Origin of the sequence: Kribbella sp. NPDC048915 (assembly GCF_040649595.1) — a bacterium.
Lineage (GTDB): Bacteria > Actinomycetota > Actinomycetes > Propionibacteriales > Kribbellaceae > Kribbella.
Map to the genome: position 1 here is coordinate 1 of NZ_JBEZFT010000092.1, position 18,132 is coordinate 18,132.

An 18,132-nucleotide genomic window follows, 5' to 3' on the forward strand; every position below is an offset into this window, starting at 1 on the left:
GCAACAACTACAAGATCACCCACACCATCCACATCCACGACGGTTGACAACCACACCCCAGCCCTAACTGAGCGGCATTGGGGGCAACCCTCCAGTTCAAGCGGCAGGCTGCGGATCGGCTGTCCGCGGCCCGCGTGGCTGGTGGGGTTGCTGGGGCTGGTGGGGGAGGATGTACGGCGACTGGGAGGGGTGAGGCTCCGGATGATGGGGCGGTCGCATGCGTTGTCGGGGTGGTGCGCCGGGCTGGCGGTCGCGCCCCTGATCGGGCTGACCACGGTGGCCGAGGTGGTGCCGTTCGCGGCCGCCACCGCCGGATACGCACTGGTGCCGGACCTGGACCACCCGGGCGCGTCGGCTTCGCGGCTGCTCGGCCCGGTGACGCGACTGGTGTCGGCGGCGGTACGGGCGTTCTCGGGTGTCCTCTACACCGTCACCAAAGGCCCGCGGGACGAGAAGAGTACGGGCAAGCACCGGCATGCGACGCACACGCTCGTCGTCGCCATCCTGCTCGGCATGCTCGCCGCCGGCCTCGGTGACCGAGGCAAATGGGCCGTGCTGGCGGTTGCGGTCGCCGGACTGGTCCTCGCCGCCGACGTACTGGGCGATTGGATCGTCGGCGCGGTGCTCGCGGCGACGGCCTGGTCGGTGGCCAGCACCACGGGAGCCGGCACCGCCCTGCCCGGGACGGCGGCGGCCGACGCCTTACATGCGGGCCTCTCGCAGATCGGCGGCTGGATAGGTGCCGCGGTGACAGTCGGCATGTTCGTGCACTGCCTCGGCGACAGCCTCACGCGCTCCGGCTGCCCGTGGCTCTGGCCGCTGCCGATCCGCGGCGAGACCTGGTACGAACTCCGCCTCCCGAAGCCGCTGCGCTTCCGGACCGGGCACTGGTTCGAGCAGGCGGTGATCGTGCCGGTGCTGACGATCGGCGCCGTACTGCTGCTGCCCGGCGGGATCCAGGTGGTCGAGCGGCTCTTCGACGCGACCAGCATCTGGCTCGCCGGTCGCAGCTAAATCGGCCCGGATCAGGGCCTGACGGAGTCCTGGTACGGCCCGGTGAGGTACGACGGGGTGCCCTTGGCCTCGAGTGCTGCCGCGAACCGCCGGATGTTGCGGTCGCTCGGCCACGCCTCCCAGAAGAACAGTGGTAGCGCGAGCGCGGCGCCGATCAGCGTGATCCAGTAACTGCCGGCCACGAAGGACAACGTGACGGACAGCAGGAACACCGCCTCGCAGACCGCGAACCGCGTGAACGTCGACGCGGTGAACCGGCGCCAGGACTCCGTGGCGACCTCCGCGGCGGGACGGTTCGAGTATTCGAGCGGGGGGGTGCGGAAGCCGGCGAACTCGCAGACCGTGTAGGCGCCGGCCGCGGCGGCCAGTACCACCAACGGCGGCCAGCCGGCCGGAAACTCGCCGATGCCGTCGTCGGCGGCGAGCACGAACCAGAGAACCAGCGTCACGAGCGGGATCGCGCCGGCCATCGTCGCGCAGATCATCGTCAGGGTCATCCGGGCGTTCGGAGTGGCCGGGGTGGCAGAAGGTGTCGACACGCGGATGAGACTAAGGCATCACCGTGGCATCGATTTGTCTACAGAGAGTACATTCGCCCTCACGAAGAGTATTTGCAGAACTTTTTCCGGACTTTTTTGCCAGAAGCTGTAACGCCTACCGGGTGCCGCCCGATATGCCGAGTGAGCCTGGTGGCTGCCCGGACCCCCGAGCGGACAGCCACCAGGCCTACCCATTTCTTGAGGGGGCGGGAGCGGTAATCTGAGGCCCATGTCCTCGCCAGCATCCACGCCCTCGCCGACGTCGGCGGCACTGCCGTTCGGCCGCCTGACGACCGCGATGATCACGCCCTTCCGGGCCGACGGTTCTCTCGACCTGGACGCCGCCCAGAAGGTCGCGGCCCACCTCGTCGCCGGCGGCAACGACGCCCTGGTGCTGAACGGCACCACCGGCGAGGCGCCGACCACGTCGGACGACGAGAAGGTGCAGATCATCCGCGCCGTCCGCGAGGCCGTCGGGGACGGCGTCAAGCTGGTCGCCGGTGTCGGCACCAACGACACCGCGCACACCGTCGAGTGCGCCCGCCAGGCCGAGGCCGCCGGCGCGGACGGTCTGCTCGTCGTCACGCCGTACTACAACAAGCCCCCGCAGGAAGGTCTGCGCGCGCACTTCACCGCCGTCGCCGACGCCACCGGCCTGCCGAACATGTTGTACGACATCCCCGGCCGGGCCGGCGTCGAGATCAAGACCGACACCCTGATCGCGCTCGCCGAGCACCCGCGGATCGTCGCGGTGAAGGACGCCAAGGGCGACATCGCCGGGACCACCAAGGTGCTGGCGAACACCGATCTGTTCTACTACTGCGGTGCCGACGAGCTGAACCTCGCCTCCCTGGCGGTCGGCGCGGTCGGCATCGCGAGCGTGGTCGCCCACGTCGCGAGCCGGGAGTACCGGCAGCTGATCGACGCCGTGGTGGCCGGCGACCTCGCCACCGCACAGCAGATCGACCGACGGCTGGTGCCCGCCGTCGAGGCGATCATGACCAGAACCCAGGGCGCCATCATGGTGAAGGCCGCGCTCAAGCTGGCCGGTGTCATCGAACACGCGACACTTCGGTCGCCGTTGGTTGCGGCGACGGCCGAGCAAGTGGACTGGCTCACCACCGACCTCAAGACGGCAGGACTGATTGCATGAGCCATCCCCACCCAGATCTCCCCGCGCCCGGACCGCTCGCTCCGGGCGCTTTGCGGGTCATCCCGCTCGGCGGCCTCGGCGAGGTCGGCCGGAACATGACCGTGTTCGAGTACGACGGCAAACTGCTCGTCGTCGACTGCGGTGTGCTGTTCCCGGACGAGAACCAGCCCGGCGTGGACCTGATCCTGCCGGACTTCGAGCCGATCCGGGACCGCCTCGACGACATCGTCGCGGTGATCCTGACGCACGGCCACGAGGACCACATCGGCGGCTTGCCCTACCTGCTGCGCGAGCGAGGTGACATCCCGGTGGTGGGATCGCAGCTCACGCTCGCGCTGCTCGAGGGCAAGCTCCGCGAGCACCGGCACCGCAACGTGCCGCAGCAGGTCGTGGCCGAGGGTGAGAAGCTGCAGATGGGCCCGTTCGTCTGCGAGTTCGTCGCGGTGAACCACTCGATCCCGGACGCGCTCGCGGTCGCGATCAAGACGCCGGCCGGCACCGTGCTGCACACCGGCGACTTCAAGATGGACCAGTTGCCGCTGGACAACCGAATCACCGACCTGCGCGCGTTCGCCCGGCTCGGAGAGGAGGGCGTCGACCTGTTCATGGTCGACTCCACCAACTCCGAGGTCCCCGGCTTCACCACCCACGAGCGCGACATCGCTCCGGTGCTGGACCGGGTCTTCACCAAGGCAAAGACCCAGCGCATCATCGTCGCCTGTTTCGCCTCCCACGTGCACCGTGTCCAGCAGGTGATGGACGCCGCGGTGAAGCATCGCCGCAAGGTCGCGTACGTCGGCCGCTCGATGGTGCGGAACATGGGTGTCGCGCGCGACCTCGGGTTCTTGAACGTGCCCGGCGACACGTTGATCGACATGCGCGATCTCGACAACTACCCGCCGGAGCAGGTCGTGCTGGTGTCGACCGGTTCGCAGGGCGAGCCGATGTCGGCGCTGTCGCGGATCGCCGCCAACGACCACAACGTCGTCCAGCTGCAGCGCGGCGACACCGTCGTGCTGGCGTCTTCGCTGATCCCGGGCAACGAGAACTCGGTGTACCGGGTGATCAACGGCCTGATCCGGCACGGTGCGAACGTCGTCCACAAGGGCAACGCGCTCGTCCACGTGTCCGGGCACGCCAGCGCGGGCGAGTTGCTGTACTGCTACAACATCGTGAAGCCGCGCAACGTGATGCCGGTGCATGGCGAGGTCCGGCACCTGCACGCGAACGCCGATCTCGCGGTGCAGACCGGCGTACCGCGGGAGAACGTGGTCGTGGTCGAGGACGGCGTGGTCGTCGACCTGATCGAGCGCAAGGCCGTGGTGGCCGGCAAGGTCGACTGCGGGTACGTGTTCGTCGACGGCTCCACGGTCGGCGACATCACCGAGACCTCGCTGAAGGACCGCCGGATCCTCGGTGACGAGGGCTTCATCTCGGTGATCGCGGTGATGGACTCGGTGACCGGCAAGCTGACCGCCGGGCCGGAGATCCAGGCCCGCGGGTTCGCCGAGGACGACACCGTGTTCGACGACCTGAAGCCGCGGATCGAGGCCGAGATCGAGAAGGCCATCGGCGGCGGCGTCGACGACATGTACCAGCTGCAGCAGGTGATCCGGCGCGTCGTCGGCAAATGGGTCTCCGACACCCACCGCCGCCGACCGATGATCATTCCGGTCGTCGTCGAAAGCTGATCCGGAGCGCCCGGCCCCACGCCGCACCGCGCCGCGGTGCCGTGGAATCGGGCGCTCCGCTCTAGTAACCTTCGGCGCGAGTAGACCGAAGGGTGGGCCGGCGGATGAGTGTCAGCGGGGTGAACGGGACGGGTCAGCGTCGGCCCACGATGAAGGAGGTCGCCGCCCGGGCCGGGGTCGCGTTGAAGACCGTGTCCCGGGTGGTGAACGAGGAGCCGAACGTCAGCCCCGAGCTGACCGCCAAGGTGCAGGCGGCGATCAAGGAGCTGAACTACACCCCGAACGAGTCGGCCCGGATGCTGCGCCGCGGCAAGACCGGCACGATCGCGGTCGTCATCCGCGACATCGGCGACCCGTTCTTCGCCTCGCTCGGCCGCGCGGTCGAGCTGTGGGCGCGCTCGACCGGCTCCGTGGTGATGATCGGCCTGACCGACGAGGACCCGGAGCGGGAGCGCGAGGTCTGCCTGGAGTTCGTCGCGCGCCGCCCGGACGCACTGATCATGGCGCCCATCGGTGAGACCCAGGACTACCTGGCGCCGCATGTCGACGCCGGGATGGCCGTGGTCACGATCGACCGGCCCGCGCACGGCATCGAGGCGGACGCGGTCCTCGCCGACAACGCGGGCGGCATCGACCAGGCGATCGACCACCTGGTCCGCCAGGGTCATCGGCGGATCGCGTACCTCGGTGACGACGAGCGCATCTTCACCGCCCGCGAGCGGGTGGTGGCCTACCGGGCCGCGATGGCGCGACACGGCATCGGCGTCGACGAGGACCTGGTGCACCTGTCCGAGCCGACCACCGAAGGCATCGGCATCACGCTGTCCGCCGTACTCGATCGACCCGACCCGGCCACCGCGCTGCTGTCGGCGAACAACATGACGACCGCGGAGGTACTGCGCGGGCTCGCCGGCCGGCGTGATCGCGTCGCGCTGGTGTCGTTCGACGACCTCCAGCTCGGCGACCTGCTGAGCCCCGGCCTGACCGCGGTCGCCCAGTCCGCCGACGTGATGGCCCGGACCGCCATCCAGCTGATGACCGAGCGTCTCCCCGAACCCCACCGCCCCGGCCGCACCGTCCGCGTCCCGGTCAAGCTGACCATCCGCGGCTCCGGAGAGATCCCACCCGCCGGCTGAGGTTCGCCCGGTCTTCACCCCGGGCGACCGCACCTCCAGGTATGCAGAACCCGCCTGACGACGGCCGACACGCCGTCGGAAAGGGGCTTCTGCCTACCTGGAGATCCGCGCTTGTCGACCGGTTAGGTTTGGCGGCATGACCTATCCGGAGAGCCGCCGCGACGACGTGGTCGAGACGTTGCACGGGCACCAGATCGCTGATCCGTACCGCTGGCTGGAGGACCCTGACTCCGCCGAGACCAAGGACTGGGTCGACCGGCAGAACGCGTACACCGAAGCCGAACTCGCGACCTACTCCGAGCGCGCCTGGTTCCAGCACACGACGGCCGCCATCCTCGCCCGTCCGCGCGCCGGCGTCCCGGCGAAGAAGGCGGGCTGGTACTTCGTCGGCCGCAACGACGGTACGCAGGCCCAGGACGTCATCTACGTCGCCGACTCGCTCGACGAGTTGCTGTCCGGGGGCCGGGTGCTGATCGACCCGAACACGTTGTCCGCGGACGGTACGGACTCGCTCGGCACGTTCACCGTCAGCCCGGACGGCAAGTTCTTCGCGTACGGCATCAACGAGAGCGGCAGCGACTGGACGACGTTCCGGCTGCTCGACATCGCCTCGGGGACCCCGGTCGAGGACGAGGTTTCGGAAGCCAAGTTCTGCGCGGCGACCTGGCTTCCGGACGGCTCGGCGTACCTGTACCTGCACTACCCGGCGAGTGGACGCAGCGATGGCACCGAGACCGCGTCGCTGTCTGGTGGCCGGCTGATGCTGCATCGCGTCGGTACGCCGCAGTCCGACGACGAACTGGTGCTGAGCTTCCCCGCGCAGGACCAACTGTTCATCTCGCCGGAGGTGTCCGACGACGACCGCTATCTCGTCGTCCACATCACCAAGGGCACCGATCCCGCGACCCGGCTGTGGGTCTATCCGATCACCTCGGACGGGCTGGGGGAGCCGGCCAAGGTGGTGGACGAGTTCAAGGACGAGATCGCGTTCGTACGGATGTCCGGCGATCAACTGGTCCTGCGGACCGACCGGGACGCCTCGCGCGGCCGCGTCGTGCTGTCGACCCTGGACGGTGAGTTCACCGACCTCATCGGAGAAGGTGAGGCGACGCTGCAGGCGGTCCGCGGTACTGCGGGCGGGCTCGCCACGCTGACGCTCGTCGATGCGCAGCCGGTCCTGACGCTCTACAAGCTGGACGGGTCGGACGCACGCGTGGTCGACGTACCAGGCGGGGGCGTGGTCGGCCTCAACGCCGGACCGGAGTACGACGAGCTGTTCATCGGGTTGTCCACAACAACCGACCCCACGCTGTCGTACGTCGTCCACGCCGACACGGCCGAGGTACGCGCACTGCCGGAGCTGGTGCGTGGCTCTGGTGGGTTCACGCCGCCGCAGGTCACCGTGACGCGTCAGCGCGGACCAGTGCCCTACTTCCTGATCACCAGGTCCGACCTGGACTTCTCCGAGCCGCGCCCGACGCTCATGTGGGGGTACGGCGGGTTCCGCATCCCGATCCAGGCGGACTATCGGCCCGGCTGGCCGGCCTGGCTCGCGGCGGGCGGCGTACTGGTCATCACGAACCTGCGTGGTGGCGGCGAGTACGGCTCCGAGTGGCACGATGCCGGACGGCTCAAGAACAAGCAGAACGTCTTCGACGACTTCATCGGCGTCGCCGAGCACCTCGTCGAGACCGGCGTGACCACGCCGGCCCAGCTGGCGATTCACGGTCGGAGCAACGGCGGACTGCTCGTCGGTGCGGTGATGACGCAACGACCCGATCTGTTCGCGGTCGCCCTGCCCGGTGTGGGCGTGCTGGACATGCTGCGGTTCCACAAGTTCACCGTCGGGGCGGCGTGGGCGTCCGACTACGGTCTTCCGGACGATCCGGAGCAGTTCGAGGACCTGCTGGCGTACTCGCCGCTGCATCGCATCAGCGAGGGCACGGAGTACCCGGCGACGCTGGTCGTCACCGGGGACCACGACGATCGCGTGGTCCCGTTGCACAGCCACAAGTTCATCGCGGCACTGCAGCATGCCCAGTCCGGTCCGCAGCCCGTCTTGACCCGCATCGAGGTCAACACCGGCCATGGCTTCGGCAAGCCCGCCGCGATGGTCGCGGCGGAGTGGGCGGACCTGCTGGCGTTCGCTGCTCACCATGTAGGCCTTCAGCCTCCCGAGCAGTAGGAGGGCTGCGGCACCGGGGTCGTCACCAGATCCGCGGAGCCTCGAGGTCGCGGGGATCGTCCACCGGCTGACAGCCGTGGGCGTTCTCCGCGTACTCCCGGCGCGGACCGGTCGTGGCCAGCGTCCGTACGGCGGCGACCAGCCGGTCCACATGCTCGCGCGTCGTACCGAGGCCGAGGCTGGCGCGGACCGCCGTACCGTGCTCGGGGGAGTCGGCGAGCAGGTGGCCGACCAGCGGGTGCGCACAGAACTTCCCGTCGCGGACGCCGATGCCGTACTCCGCGCTCAGCGCCGCGGACACCAGCGTCGAGGTCAGACCGGTGATCGTGAAGCAGACGGTGCCCACGCGGTCGGCGTCCTCGCCGAAGATCGAGTACGTCGTGACGTTGTCGAGCTGGGCGAGCCCGGTGCGCAGGCGGGCCAGCAGGCTGCGCTCGTGCTGCTCGATGGCGTCGCGGTGCTTGGTGATCGCGGCACAGGCGCTGGCCAGTGCGATGGCGCCGATGACGTTGGGGGAGCCGCCCTCGTGCCGAGCCGGGCCGGTCGACCAGACGACGGAGTCATCGGTGACGGCGTGCGTCGCGCCACCGCCGTACAGGTACGGGTCGGCGGCGTCGAGCCAGTCGGAGCGACCGATCAGCGCACCGGCGCCGTACGGGGCGTACAGCTTGTGGCCGGACAACGCGACCCAGTCGACGTCCAGAGCGGTGATGTCGACCGGGCGGTGCGGGGCGAGCTGGGCAGCGTCGAGGCAGACCCGGGCGCCGTGTGCCTTGGCGACCTTGGCGATCTCGGCGACCGGGAAGATCTCGCCGGTGACGTTGGACGCTCCGGTCACCACGACCAGCCGCGGACCTTCGGGCGCCTCGCGCAGCGCGTCGGCAACCCGGGTCACGGCGTCGGTAGGGCTGGACGGCGCGGCGAGCCGCACGGTCCGCTCGGCCGGCCAGGGCAGCAGGGCGGCGTGGTGCTCGGACTCGAACACGATGACGGTGGCGTCGGCCGGCACAGCGTGGGCCAGCAGGTTGAGTGCGTCGGTGGTCTGCCGGGTGAAGATCACCTGGTCCTCGGCCCGGGCGCCGACGAACGCGTGCACTTCGGCGCGGGCCCGCTCGTACCACTGCGTGCTGATCCGCGAGGCGTATCCGTTGCCGCGGTGCACCGACGCGTACGACGGCAGCGCGGCCTCGACGCTCGCCCGGACGGACTCCAGACACGGGGCGCTCGCGCCGTGGTCGAAGTTCGCGTAGTCGGTGACGCGGCCGTCCGCGAGCGGGACGAGCAGGTCCGAACCGACAGTGGCCGGGATGGCGCCGGTGACCTGAGGGGCGATCGTCCGCCGCGGAGTCGTCGCACTGGCCGGCTCGAGAATGGACAGGATCGACATGATGCTGCTCCCAGAGAAGTCCGCACTTGCCGAGCGGGGTATCCGCACGGCCTGGTCTTCACCCGGGGCACCCCACCGCGGAGGAGGGTTGCCGGCCAGCAAGCCGGGGCTTCACGCTGGCGCTCATGACCTGCCGAGAACGGTAACGAACGGGCCACGACCGCCGCCAGTCGGTATCTCGTGATGTGAGATACATGAACGTATCGTGAGACTGCAACCAAGTGGTGGTCGTGGTGCGTCGGATCGGGCAGGAGGTGGTGGGGGATGTGGTGGAAGAAAGCCAGCTGTCCGGTCCGGCCGGTGGAGCAGCAGTGGATCGACGAAAACCTCGACTGGTACGTCGCCGAGTTCGGTGCGGACGTGCTGCGGCGGGAGGTGGTGCTTCCGGAGCGGTCGTTCCTGCCGGCCGGCTACACCGGCTCCGAGGACGACGTCCGGGAGTTGTTCGCAATCATGTGCGACCGCTTGGAGGTGCCGCCCGGCCGAGTCCGGCTGGACCTGCAGCCGGTCGAGACCGACGAGCTCCTCGAGAACCTGCCGATGTTCGAGTCCTCGTCGTCCGGGGCGGCCGCGCATTGGCAACGGCGGGACGGCGTGACGGTCGTGACCGTCGACATGGCGGACACGACGCAGCCGGTCGGGCTGATCGCGACCATGGCTCACGAGCTCGCACACCAGCGACTGCTCGGCGAGCAGCGCATCGACCCGGATCGCCGCGACGGCGAGCCGCTCACGGACCTGTTCACGGTGTTCTTCGGTTTCGGGATTTTCAACGCGAACGCGGCCTTCGAGTTCTATCGGACCGGGCGCCGGGGATACGGCACCCGCCGGCTCGGCTATCTGACCGAGGCGATGTACGGCTACGCGCTCGGCCGGTACGCCTGGCTGCGTGGCGAGCGTGAGCCCGACTGGGCGCGATACCTCGACACCAATCCGCGGGAGTGGATGAAACAAAGTGTGCGGTGGCTGGAGTCTGATGTTGGATAGTGGGATGCACGCCGAGTGGACTGCGCCGCAGGTCGACCGACCGGACGGCTCGCTGACTGCACCGGAACACGAGCTGTTGGCGGGCTATCTGCAGTTCTACCGGACCACGCTGCTCTACAAATGCGCCGGTCTGACCGCGGAGCAGCTCGCGACGCGGCCGTCACCGCCGTCGAACCTCTCACTGCTCGGACTGATCCGGCACCTCACCAAGGTCGAGCGCATCTGGTTCCGGATCCACCTCGCCGACGACCCGGCCGAGCCGCTGTTCGCGCCGGAGCTCGGCAAGGACGCGGACTTCGAGCTGATCGATCCGGCCGACGCGCAAGCGGCGTACGAGGGCCTGATCCACGAGTGGAAGCTCTCCGACGAGGCCGCGGCCGGCCGCTCGCTGGACGAGCGCTTCACGTTCAAGGACACCGAGTCGACGCTACGGATGATCTACATCCACCTGATCGGCGAGTACGCGCGGCACTGTGGCCACGCCGACTTCTTGCGGGAGCAGCTCGACGGCACCACGGGCGCGTAACACGACCCGTCGTACCCCTAAGCTGCCGCGATGCCGTTCCCCCTTGCCCATCCCGCGGCCGTCCTTCCACTGGTCCGCCGTCCGTTCGTGGCGTCGGCACTGGTGGCCGGTGCGGTCGCCCCGGACCTGCTGTACGTCGGCCCGCTGTACCAGATCGCGACGCAGTACATCCACGGCAACCTCACGCTGACGCTCACGCACAAGGTCACGTCGGCGCTCTGGCTGGACCCGTTGCTGGCGTTGTTACTGCTGCTCGTCTTCCACTTCGCGCTGCGGCGGCCGCTGGTGGCTCTGGCTCCACGAGGTCTGGCAGCGCGCCTGCCTGAGCCGAGTCGCGCGCCGGTGCTGTGGACCGTCGTTTCCGTCGTGGCCGGCGCGTTCACGCACGTGATCTGGGACGCCTTCACACACTGGGACGGGTACTTCGTCCGCCGCTTTCCCGGATTCTTCGGCGCTGAAGTGACGGCGGGCTGGGAGGTGAGCCGCGTCCTCCAGTACGTGAGCACGCTCGGCGGTTGTCTCGTCCTGGCGGTCTGGCTCCACCGCTGGTACCGGCGGACGTCGCCGTCCGCCGTCACGAGTGGAGTCCCGGCGTGGGTGCGGTACTTCGTGCTGGGCCTGGCGGTCGCCTTCGCCGCCGTGAGTGTTGCTGTCGAGCTCGGCCGGGTGGACGGTGCGTTCGCGGGTGAGACCGCCGTACGGCTGGTGCTGTCCGGTCTCGTGTCTGGCGCACTGATCGTTCTCGTGGGGTACGTCCTGGTGTGGCACCTGATCCGCTGGCGGCGGCGGTGGTGGGTGCGCCGTGACGCGACGGATGGGGCGGCGTGATCGGCGTGTGACACATGGGACTCGTGGGGTCATCGGGGTAGCCTGAGACCATGGCGACCCGCACGTCTTCCCCGGCGCGGGCGCAGAAATCGGCAGCCAAACGGCCGAGCACGGCCCGTTCGGCGGCCGGTGGACGCTCCCGTCCGTCAGGCGCCCAGAAGCGAGGGCAGAGCGCGAAGCGCGGTGGTTCCACCGCCGCGCGGACCAGCACGCCCCGAAACAGCGGACCGGGCCCGTTCGCGGCCGCCATGCTCGCGCTCGGCCGCGGGGTGGTGAAGGTGTGGATCGGCATCGCGCACCTGCTTGGCGGCATGGTGCGGGGGATCGGGCACAGCGCCCGCGACCTGGAGCCGGAGCACCGCCGGGACGGCGCCGGCCTGTTCCTGATCGGCCTGGCGGTCGTGGTGGCCGCCGCGATCTGGTGGGACCTGCCCGGCTCGGTCGGCGACGGCATCCGCACCGTCGTCGGCGGCAGCATCGGCCTGCTCGGCTGGGCGCTGCCGTTGATGCTCCTCGTCATCGCAGTCCGCACGCTGCGCCACCCCGACCGCAACGGCCCGGCCGGCCGGCAGGTGATCGGGTGGACCGCCGTGTGTCTCGGCGTTCTCGGCCTGATCCACATCGCCAACGGACTGCCCCGGCCGAGCAACCCGGCCGACGGTCCGCTGCGCGACGCCGGCGGCGCGATCGGGTACTTCGTCTCGTCGTTCCTGTCCGACCTGCTCACGCAGTACGTCGCGGCGCCGCTGCTCGTGCTGCTGTCGATCTTCGGCGCGCTGGTCGTCACCGGTACGCCGGTGTACACGATCCCGCTGCGGTTCCGCGCGGCGTTCGACGTACTGATGGGCCGCACCGAGCTGCCCGAGGACGCGCCGTCGGTCAAGGAAGCTGCCGCGACCGACGACACCGTCCGCCTGACCCGCAAGCAGCGACGCGCGAAGGCGGAGCTCGACGAGGACGGCGAGCCGACGGTCAAGCCGTACGACTCACCGGTGCTCGCGGACACGCCGAAACGCGGCCGCAAGTCGAAGGCGCCCGCTGCCGAGGAGCCGTACGACGTCGACAGCGCCGCCGACAGCGCCGTCGACGCCGCCGGGCCGGTTGTCGAGCCGTCCTCCTTTGAGCCGCCGGCGCCGGCCAAGCCTTCCTCGCCGCCCGAGCCGCCGCCGCACACGCCGCTGCCGCAGCGGGTCGAGCAGCTCAGTTTGTCCGGCGACATCACCTACACGCTGCCCGACGGGCAGATCCTCAAGCCCGGCTCGGTGCACAAGGCGCGGACCAAGGCCTCCGACGCGGTGGTCGACCGGCTCACCGAGGTGTTCGAGCAGTTCGGCATCGACGCGCAGGTCACCGGGTACACCCGCGGCCCGACCGTCACGCGGTACGAGGTCGAGCTCGGCTCGGCGGTGAAGGTCGAGAAGGTCACCGCGCTGTCGAAGAACATCGCCTACGCCGTCGCGTCGGCCGACGTGCGGATCCTGTCGCCGATCCCGGGCAAGTCCGCGATCGGTATCGAGATCCCGAACACCGACAAGGAGACGGTCAGCCTCGGCGACGTCATCCGCTCGGCGAGCGCGCGCAACGACCACCACCCGATGGTGGCCGGCCTCGGCAAGGACGTCGAAGGCGGCTTCGTGGTCGCGAACATGGCGAAGATGCCGCACCTGCTGGTCGCCGGTGCGACCGGCTCGGGCAAGTCGTCGTTCGTCAACTCGCTGATCACGTCGATCCTGATGCGCGCCACACCCGACGAGGTGCGGATGATCCTGGTCGACCCGAAGCGGGTCGAGCTGAACAACTACGAGGGCATCCCGCACCTGATCACGCCGATCATCACCAACGCGAAGAAGGCCGCCGAGGCGCTGCAGTGGGTCGTCCGCGAGATGGACATGCGGTACGACGACCTCGCGGCGTTCGGGTTCCGCCACGTCGACGACTTCAACAAGGCGGTGCGCGGCGGGAAGGTGAAACCGCCACCCGGTTCCGAGCGGGTGCTCTCGCCGTACCCGTACCTGCTGGTGATCGTCGACGAGCTCGCCGACCTCATGATGGTCGCGCCCCGCGACGTCGAGGACTCGATCGTCCGCATCACCCAGCTGGCCCGCGCCGCCGGCATCCACCTGGTGCTGGCCACGCAGCGACCGTCCGTCGACGTCGTCACCGGACTGATCAAGGCGAACGTGCCCTCGCGGCTCGCGTTCGCGACGTCCTCGCTGGCCGACAGCCGGGTCATCCTCGACCAGCCGGGTGCGGAGAAGCTGGTCGGTCAGGGCGACGGGCTGTTCCTGCCGATGGGCGCGAGCAAGCCGATGCGAATCCAGGGGTCCTGGGTCGACGAGGCCGAGATCCGCGCCGTGGTCGAGCACTGCAAGGAGCAGCTGCAGCCGACGTACCGTGAGGACGTGACGGCGCCGGCCGGACCGAGCAAGGAACTCGACGACGAGATCGGCGACGACCTCGACCTGGTGGTGCAGGCCGCCGAACTGATTGTTTCCACCCAGTTCGGCTCGACGTCGATGCTGCAGCGTAAGCTCCGCGTCGGTTTCGCCAAGGCCGGCCGGCTGATGGACATCCTGGAGAGCCGCGGCGTCGTCGGTCCCAGTGAGGGATCCAAGGCCAGGGACGTCCTGGTCAAACCGGATGATCTAGAGGACTTCATCAGCACCCTCCGAGGAGAGTGAGACCGTTGACCGCCGCGAGCGCACTGCCCAGGCAGGAACGATTCGACGTCGACCCCGAGCCCACGCCGTTCACGGTTCGCGCCTCCCAGAAGGTGCACGGCGGTCTCGCGATCGGCGCGGCACTCGTAGCTATCGGTTTCGCAGCATCCGGGTCCGCAACGCCGACCGGCGTATTACGCTGGATAGCGGCGGGCGCTTTCGCCGTACTCGCGGTGGTTTGCGCCCGCGCGCTGACAGTGGGGGACATGCTGGTGGCCGACGATGTGGGGATTCGGCTGCGCATCGGCAGCGAATGGGTGGGTACTCGGTGGGAAGACATCGAAGAGGTGACGGTGCTGCAGCGCCGACATCCGCTCGACGACGGGCGGATCGCGGTGCATCTGCAGGATCCCGGACCGGTGCTCGGCGCGATGCCGAGTTCGGCCCGCAAGAAGACCGACGCCAACCGGCGCCTGACCGGGTCCTCGCTGGCTGTACCGTTCGGGTTGACGGCGCGGCCGTCCGATTCCGAAGTGGTGCAGGCCTTGCACATGCTGGCCGATGCCAGGTGTCCGGTCAGGGAACAACTCTGATTCGTCCGTGACCCGGTGGCGCGTGCACCGTTGAGTAAGGGTCTGCGGCTCGGCCGTCGGCGTGGGGCTCGGCCTCGAATCCGGTCGGACGAACTGAGAGGATGGTGGGGACGTGAGCATCGGCACCGATCTCACGGCGGCTCGCGAGCGGGCCGGCATGACGATCGAGCAGCTGAGCGCCGCGACCCGGATCAGGACCGGGCTGCTGATCGCCATGGAGGCCGACGACTTCTCCCGCTGCGGCGGGAACTTCTATGCCCGCGGGCATATTCGCGCGATCGCTCGCGTGGTCAAGGCCGATCCCGCTCCGCTGCTCGCCGCCTTCGACGCCGAACACGGCGTCGAAGAGGAAAAAAGCCGCCGTGAGGAACGCGCCGCAGTCAAGGCGCCCACCCTGCATCCGGCCCGCCCGCGCTGGGCCGTCGTGGTCGGCGCGATCCTGGTCAGCCTGATGGGCTGGGGGATGGTGCGGCTGTTCACGCTGCCCAGCGACATCGAGGCGAACGCGTCGAAGACCGCGACCGCCACGGCGACCGTCACCACACCCGTTCCGAAGCCGACGCCGCAGCCCAGCAGCACGCCGTCGAAGAAGCCCTCGTCGACCAAGCCGCCCGTACTGCGGACCCGGCTGACGCTGACCGCGAAGAACAACGGCACCTATCTGACGGTCCGCGACAAGAAGAACCGCCGGCTGTTCCAGGGCCGCCTCGGGCCCGGTATCGCGCAGTCGGTGACGAGCTCCGGGGACATCCGAGTCACGGTCGGCAACCCGGCCAATCTGGTCGTCGTCCTGAACGGCAAGCAGCTGCAGACCAAGCTCTACCGGTTCACCGCGCACCCGAACGGCACGCTGACCAAGACAGCGAGCGGTTCCTGAGGTTCCTGGGCCCTGCGGTCCCTGAGTTCGGCTGTGACTTCGGTCCTGGGTTAGGTGGGGACACGCCCGGCGCGTCATACTCGTGGGGATGACTACGCAACCCACCACCGTCGCCCTGGTCACGTTGGGCTGTGCCCGCAACGATGTCGACTCCGAGGAGTTGGCCGGACGGCTCGAAGCCGGCGGCTTCCGCCTCGTCGACGACGCCGCCGAGGCGGACACGGTGGTGGTGAACACCTGCGGCTTCGTCGAAGCCGCCAAGAAGGACTCCGTCGACACGCTGCTCGCGGCCGCTGATTACAAGGAATCCGGCCGCACCCAGGCCGTCGTCGCGGTCGGCTGCCTCGCCGAACGGTACGGCGAACAACTCGCCGAAGCCCTCCCGGAAACCGACGCCGTGCTGAGCTTCGACGACTACACCGACATCTCCGACCGCCTCCGCAGCATCCTCAGCGGCGCCAAGCACCAACCCCACGTCCCCCGAGACCGGCGCAAACTCCTCCCGCTCTCCCCAGCCGACCGCCAGACCGCCCACGTCCCAGTACCTGGCCACGGCACGTCCGTCGCCCCCGCGTCCGACGCATTGGCCAACACGGCATCAGCCAAAGCGGCATCAGCCAACACCACGCCCGCCGAGGCCGCACCCGCCGAGGCCGCACCCGCCGACGCCGCACCTGGCGCGCTGTCCAGCACACCCGCCGACACCGCGACCGCTGACGCGCCTGAGGGGACCGCTCCCGCACCTACCGCCGCCGCAGGAACTGTGCTGGGTGACCACATCCCCGAGCAGCTCCGGCCGACCGGAGCGGCCCCCGCTGGGTCCGCAGGTGGTCTGAAGGGCCGCTTCGTCACCGGCGCGCCGGAAGAGCTGAAGATCGACGCGCCCGACCTGTCCACCGCCCCGGCCAGCGGCCCTCGCGTCATGCGCCGGCGCCTCGACGGCGGCCCGATGGCCCCGCTCAAGCTCGCGTCCGGCTGCGACCGCCGGTGCGCGTTCTGCGCGATCCCGATGTTCCGCGGCGCGTTCCTGTCCCGCCGCCCGGCCGAGGTCCTCCGCGAGGCCGAGTGGCTCGCCGAGAACGGCGTCCGCGAACTCTTCCTGGTCTCCGAGAACTCGACCTCCTACGGCAAGGACCTCGGCGACCTCCGCCTGCTCGAGACCCTGGTCGGCGAGATCGCCCAGGTCGAGGGCATCACCCGCGTCCGCGTCTCGTACCTGCAACCAGCAGAAATGCGTCCGACCCTGATCGCTGCGATGACGGACACCCCCGGCGTGGTCCCGTACTTCGACCTGTCCTTCCAGCACGCCTCCGGCCCGCTCCTGCGCCGCATGCGCCGCTTCGGCGACTCCGAGCGCTTCCTCGAGCTGATCGCGCAGGTCCGCGCCGCCGCCCCGACCGCGGGCATTCGCAGCAACGTCATCGTCGGCTTCCCGGGGGAGACCGAGGAAGACGTCGACATCCTCTGCGACTTCCTGTCCCGCGCCGGACTCGACGCGATCGGCGTCTTCGGGTACTCCGACGAGGACGGCACCGAGGCCGAGACGTACGACGGCAAACTCGACGAAGACACCATCGCCGCCCGCCTGGACCGCGTCACCCGCCTCGCCGAGGACCTGACTTCCGCGCGTGCCGAGTCGCGTATCGGCGAACTGGTCGAGGTGCTCGTCGAGTCGCTCGACCGGGACGAGGCCGACGGCTCCGCGGAAGGCCGCGCCGCGCACCAGGGTCCCGAGGTGGACGGGATCACCACGCTGACCGGCCTCCCGAACGACGTACGGGTGGGTGATCTGGTGTCCGCGAAGGTGGTCGCGAGCGACGGAGTCGACCTGATCGCCGAGTTCGCGGCGCTCGTGGAGGCCCCAAGCGGCCGTCCGGCAGTTAACCTGACCGCGTGACCGGTTCCCCGACCAACCCGGCGCCGCGCGCTGCCGGCGGACGTCTCCACGCGCCCAGCGCGTGGAACGTACCCAACGCGCTCACGGTCCTGCGGCTGGTCCTGGTCCCGCTGTTCGTCTGGCTACTGCTCCGCAACGGCGGCTTCGTCACCGGCGACCGTCTGCTCGCCACCGCGGCGTTCGTCGTCGCCATCGTCACCGACCGCTTCGACGGCGACATCGCCCGGCGCTGGAACCTGGTCACGAACTTCGGCAAGATCGCCGACCCGATCGCCGACAAGGCCCTCACCGGCGCCGCCTTCATCGCTCTGTCCTACCTGGGTGAACTGCCCTGGTGGGTCACCGTCGTCGTCCTGGTCCGCGAATGGGGCGTCACCGCCCTCCGGTTCTGGGTGATCCGCCACGGCGTCATGCCCGCGAGTCGAGGCGGCAAACTCAAGACGGTCCTCCAGGCGATCGCCCTAGGCCTCTACTTGCTCCCGTGGCAGGACAACCCTCTCCTCCACTGGCCGGCCGTCATCATCATGTCCGCCGCGGTCCTGGTAACCCTTGTCACCGGCCTCGACTACCTCTTCCGAGCCCTCCGGCTTAGAGCCGCCGCCAAACGCCCCCTCCCATAACCCCGCTCCCATCTGGGTGAGCGCCGGGCAGGTGCCGGA

At 69.5% G+C, this 18,132-nt stretch carries 15 protein-coding genes and 1 riboswitch; of the genes, 13 read left to right on the forward strand and 2 right to left on the reverse strand.

Annotated elements, in window-relative coordinates; all coding sequences use genetic code 11:
- Nucleotides 1-204 precede the first annotated feature (204 nt).
- Nucleotides 205-1,014, forward strand: a complete 810-nt coding sequence (locus AB0B82_RS30715; protein ID WP_360176379.1) for a metal-dependent hydrolase — start codon at nt 205-207, stop codon at nt 1,012-1,014.
- 11 nt (nt 1,015-1,025) lie between these two features.
- Here AB0B82_RS30715 and AB0B82_RS30720 read toward each other — a convergent pair whose 3' ends face one another.
- Nucleotides 1,026-1,553, reverse strand: a complete 528-nt coding sequence (locus AB0B82_RS30720; protein ID WP_360176382.1) for a hypothetical protein — start codon at nt 1,551-1,553, stop codon at nt 1,026-1,028.
- 229 nt (nt 1,554-1,782) lie between these two features.
- Here AB0B82_RS30720 and dapA point away from each other — a divergent pair, with 229 nt between their 5' ends.
- The 4 genes from dapA (at nt 1,783) to AB0B82_RS30740 (ending at nt 7,718) form a co-directional block, all read left to right on the forward strand.
- Nucleotides 1,783-2,706: a 4-hydroxy-tetrahydrodipicolinate synthase gene (gene dapA, locus AB0B82_RS30725; RefSeq protein ID WP_360176385.1), complete on the forward strand. Its 924-nt coding sequence runs from the start codon at nt 1,783-1,785 to the stop codon at nt 2,704-2,706.
- A complete protein-coding gene (locus tag AB0B82_RS30730) occupies nt 2,703-4,397 on the forward strand; it encodes a ribonuclease J (RefSeq protein WP_360176388.1) in 1,695 nt (564 codons plus the stop codon). The genes dapA and AB0B82_RS30730 overlap by 4 nt, the downstream gene beginning before the upstream one ends.
- Nucleotides 4,398-4,501: 104 nt before the next feature.
- Nucleotides 4,502-5,533 (forward strand): LacI family DNA-binding transcriptional regulator, encoded by a 1,032-nt coding sequence (locus AB0B82_RS30735; protein ID WP_360176391.1) that lies wholly within the window; start codon nt 4,502-4,504, stop codon nt 5,531-5,533.
- Between the two features lie 136 nt (nt 5,534-5,669).
- Nucleotides 5,670-7,718, forward strand: a complete 2,049-nt coding sequence (locus tag AB0B82_RS30740) for a prolyl oligopeptidase family serine peptidase (RefSeq protein ID WP_360176394.1) — start codon at nt 5,670-5,672, stop codon at nt 7,716-7,718.
- Between the two features lie 22 nt (nt 7,719-7,740).
- Here AB0B82_RS30740 and AB0B82_RS30745 read toward each other — a convergent pair whose 3' ends face one another.
- Nucleotides 7,741-9,105: an aminotransferase class V-fold PLP-dependent enzyme gene (locus AB0B82_RS30745; protein WP_360176397.1), complete on the reverse strand. Its 1,365-nt coding sequence runs from the start codon at nt 9,103-9,105 to the stop codon at nt 7,741-7,743.
- A 17-nt stretch (nt 9,106-9,122) separates the two neighbouring features.
- A riboswitch (SAM riboswitch) is annotated at nt 9,123-9,236 on the reverse strand.
- A gap of 133 nt (nt 9,237-9,369) precedes the next feature.
- Between AB0B82_RS30745 and AB0B82_RS30750 the strand changes: the two genes are divergently transcribed.
- The 8 genes from AB0B82_RS30750 to pgsA all read left to right on the forward strand — a co-directional run bounded on the left by AB0B82_RS30750 (nt 9,370) and on the right by pgsA (nt 18,093).
- Nucleotides 9,370-10,092 (forward strand): hypothetical protein, encoded by a 723-nt coding sequence (locus tag AB0B82_RS30750; protein ID WP_360176400.1) that lies wholly within the window; start codon nt 9,370-9,372, stop codon nt 10,090-10,092.
- A 4-nt stretch (nt 10,093-10,096) separates the two neighbouring features.
- Nucleotides 10,097-10,618: a DinB family protein gene (locus AB0B82_RS30755; protein WP_360176402.1), complete on the forward strand. Its 522-nt coding sequence runs from the start codon at nt 10,097-10,099 to the stop codon at nt 10,616-10,618.
- Nucleotides 10,619-10,648: 30 nt separating this feature from the next.
- On the forward strand, nt 10,649-11,446 hold the full coding sequence (locus AB0B82_RS30760; protein ID WP_360176405.1) for a DUF4184 family protein: 798 nt from the start codon (nt 10,649-10,651) through the stop codon (nt 11,444-11,446).
- A gap of 50 nt (nt 11,447-11,496) precedes the next feature.
- Nucleotides 11,497-14,127 carry a DNA translocase FtsK 4TM domain-containing protein gene (locus AB0B82_RS30765; protein WP_360176408.1) on the forward strand — a complete coding sequence of 877 codons (2,631 nt, stop codon included), beginning with the start codon at nt 11,497-11,499 and terminating at the stop codon, nt 14,125-14,127.
- Entirely contained in the window at nt 14,124-14,699 is a 576-nt protein-coding gene (locus AB0B82_RS30770) for a hypothetical protein (RefSeq protein WP_360176411.1), read from the forward strand. The genes AB0B82_RS30765 and AB0B82_RS30770 overlap by 4 nt, the downstream gene beginning before the upstream one ends.
- A 112-nt stretch (nt 14,700-14,811) precedes the next feature.
- Nucleotides 14,812-15,576, forward strand: a complete 765-nt coding sequence (locus tag AB0B82_RS30775) for a RodZ domain-containing protein (RefSeq protein WP_360176414.1) — start codon at nt 14,812-14,814, stop codon at nt 15,574-15,576.
- An 88-nt stretch (nt 15,577-15,664) separates the two neighbouring features.
- Entirely contained in the window at nt 15,665-17,473 is a 1,809-nt protein-coding gene (locus tag AB0B82_RS30780) for a MiaB/RimO family radical SAM methylthiotransferase (RefSeq protein WP_360176417.1), read from the forward strand.
- Nucleotides 17,470-18,093, forward strand: coding sequence for a CDP-diacylglycerol--glycerol-3-phosphate 3-phosphatidyltransferase (gene pgsA, locus AB0B82_RS30785; protein ID WP_360176420.1), 624 nt, complete (start codon nt 17,470-17,472; stop codon nt 18,091-18,093). Before AB0B82_RS30780 ends, pgsA begins: the two co-directional genes overlap by 4 nt.
- Nucleotides 18,094-18,132: the final 39 nt, after the last annotated feature.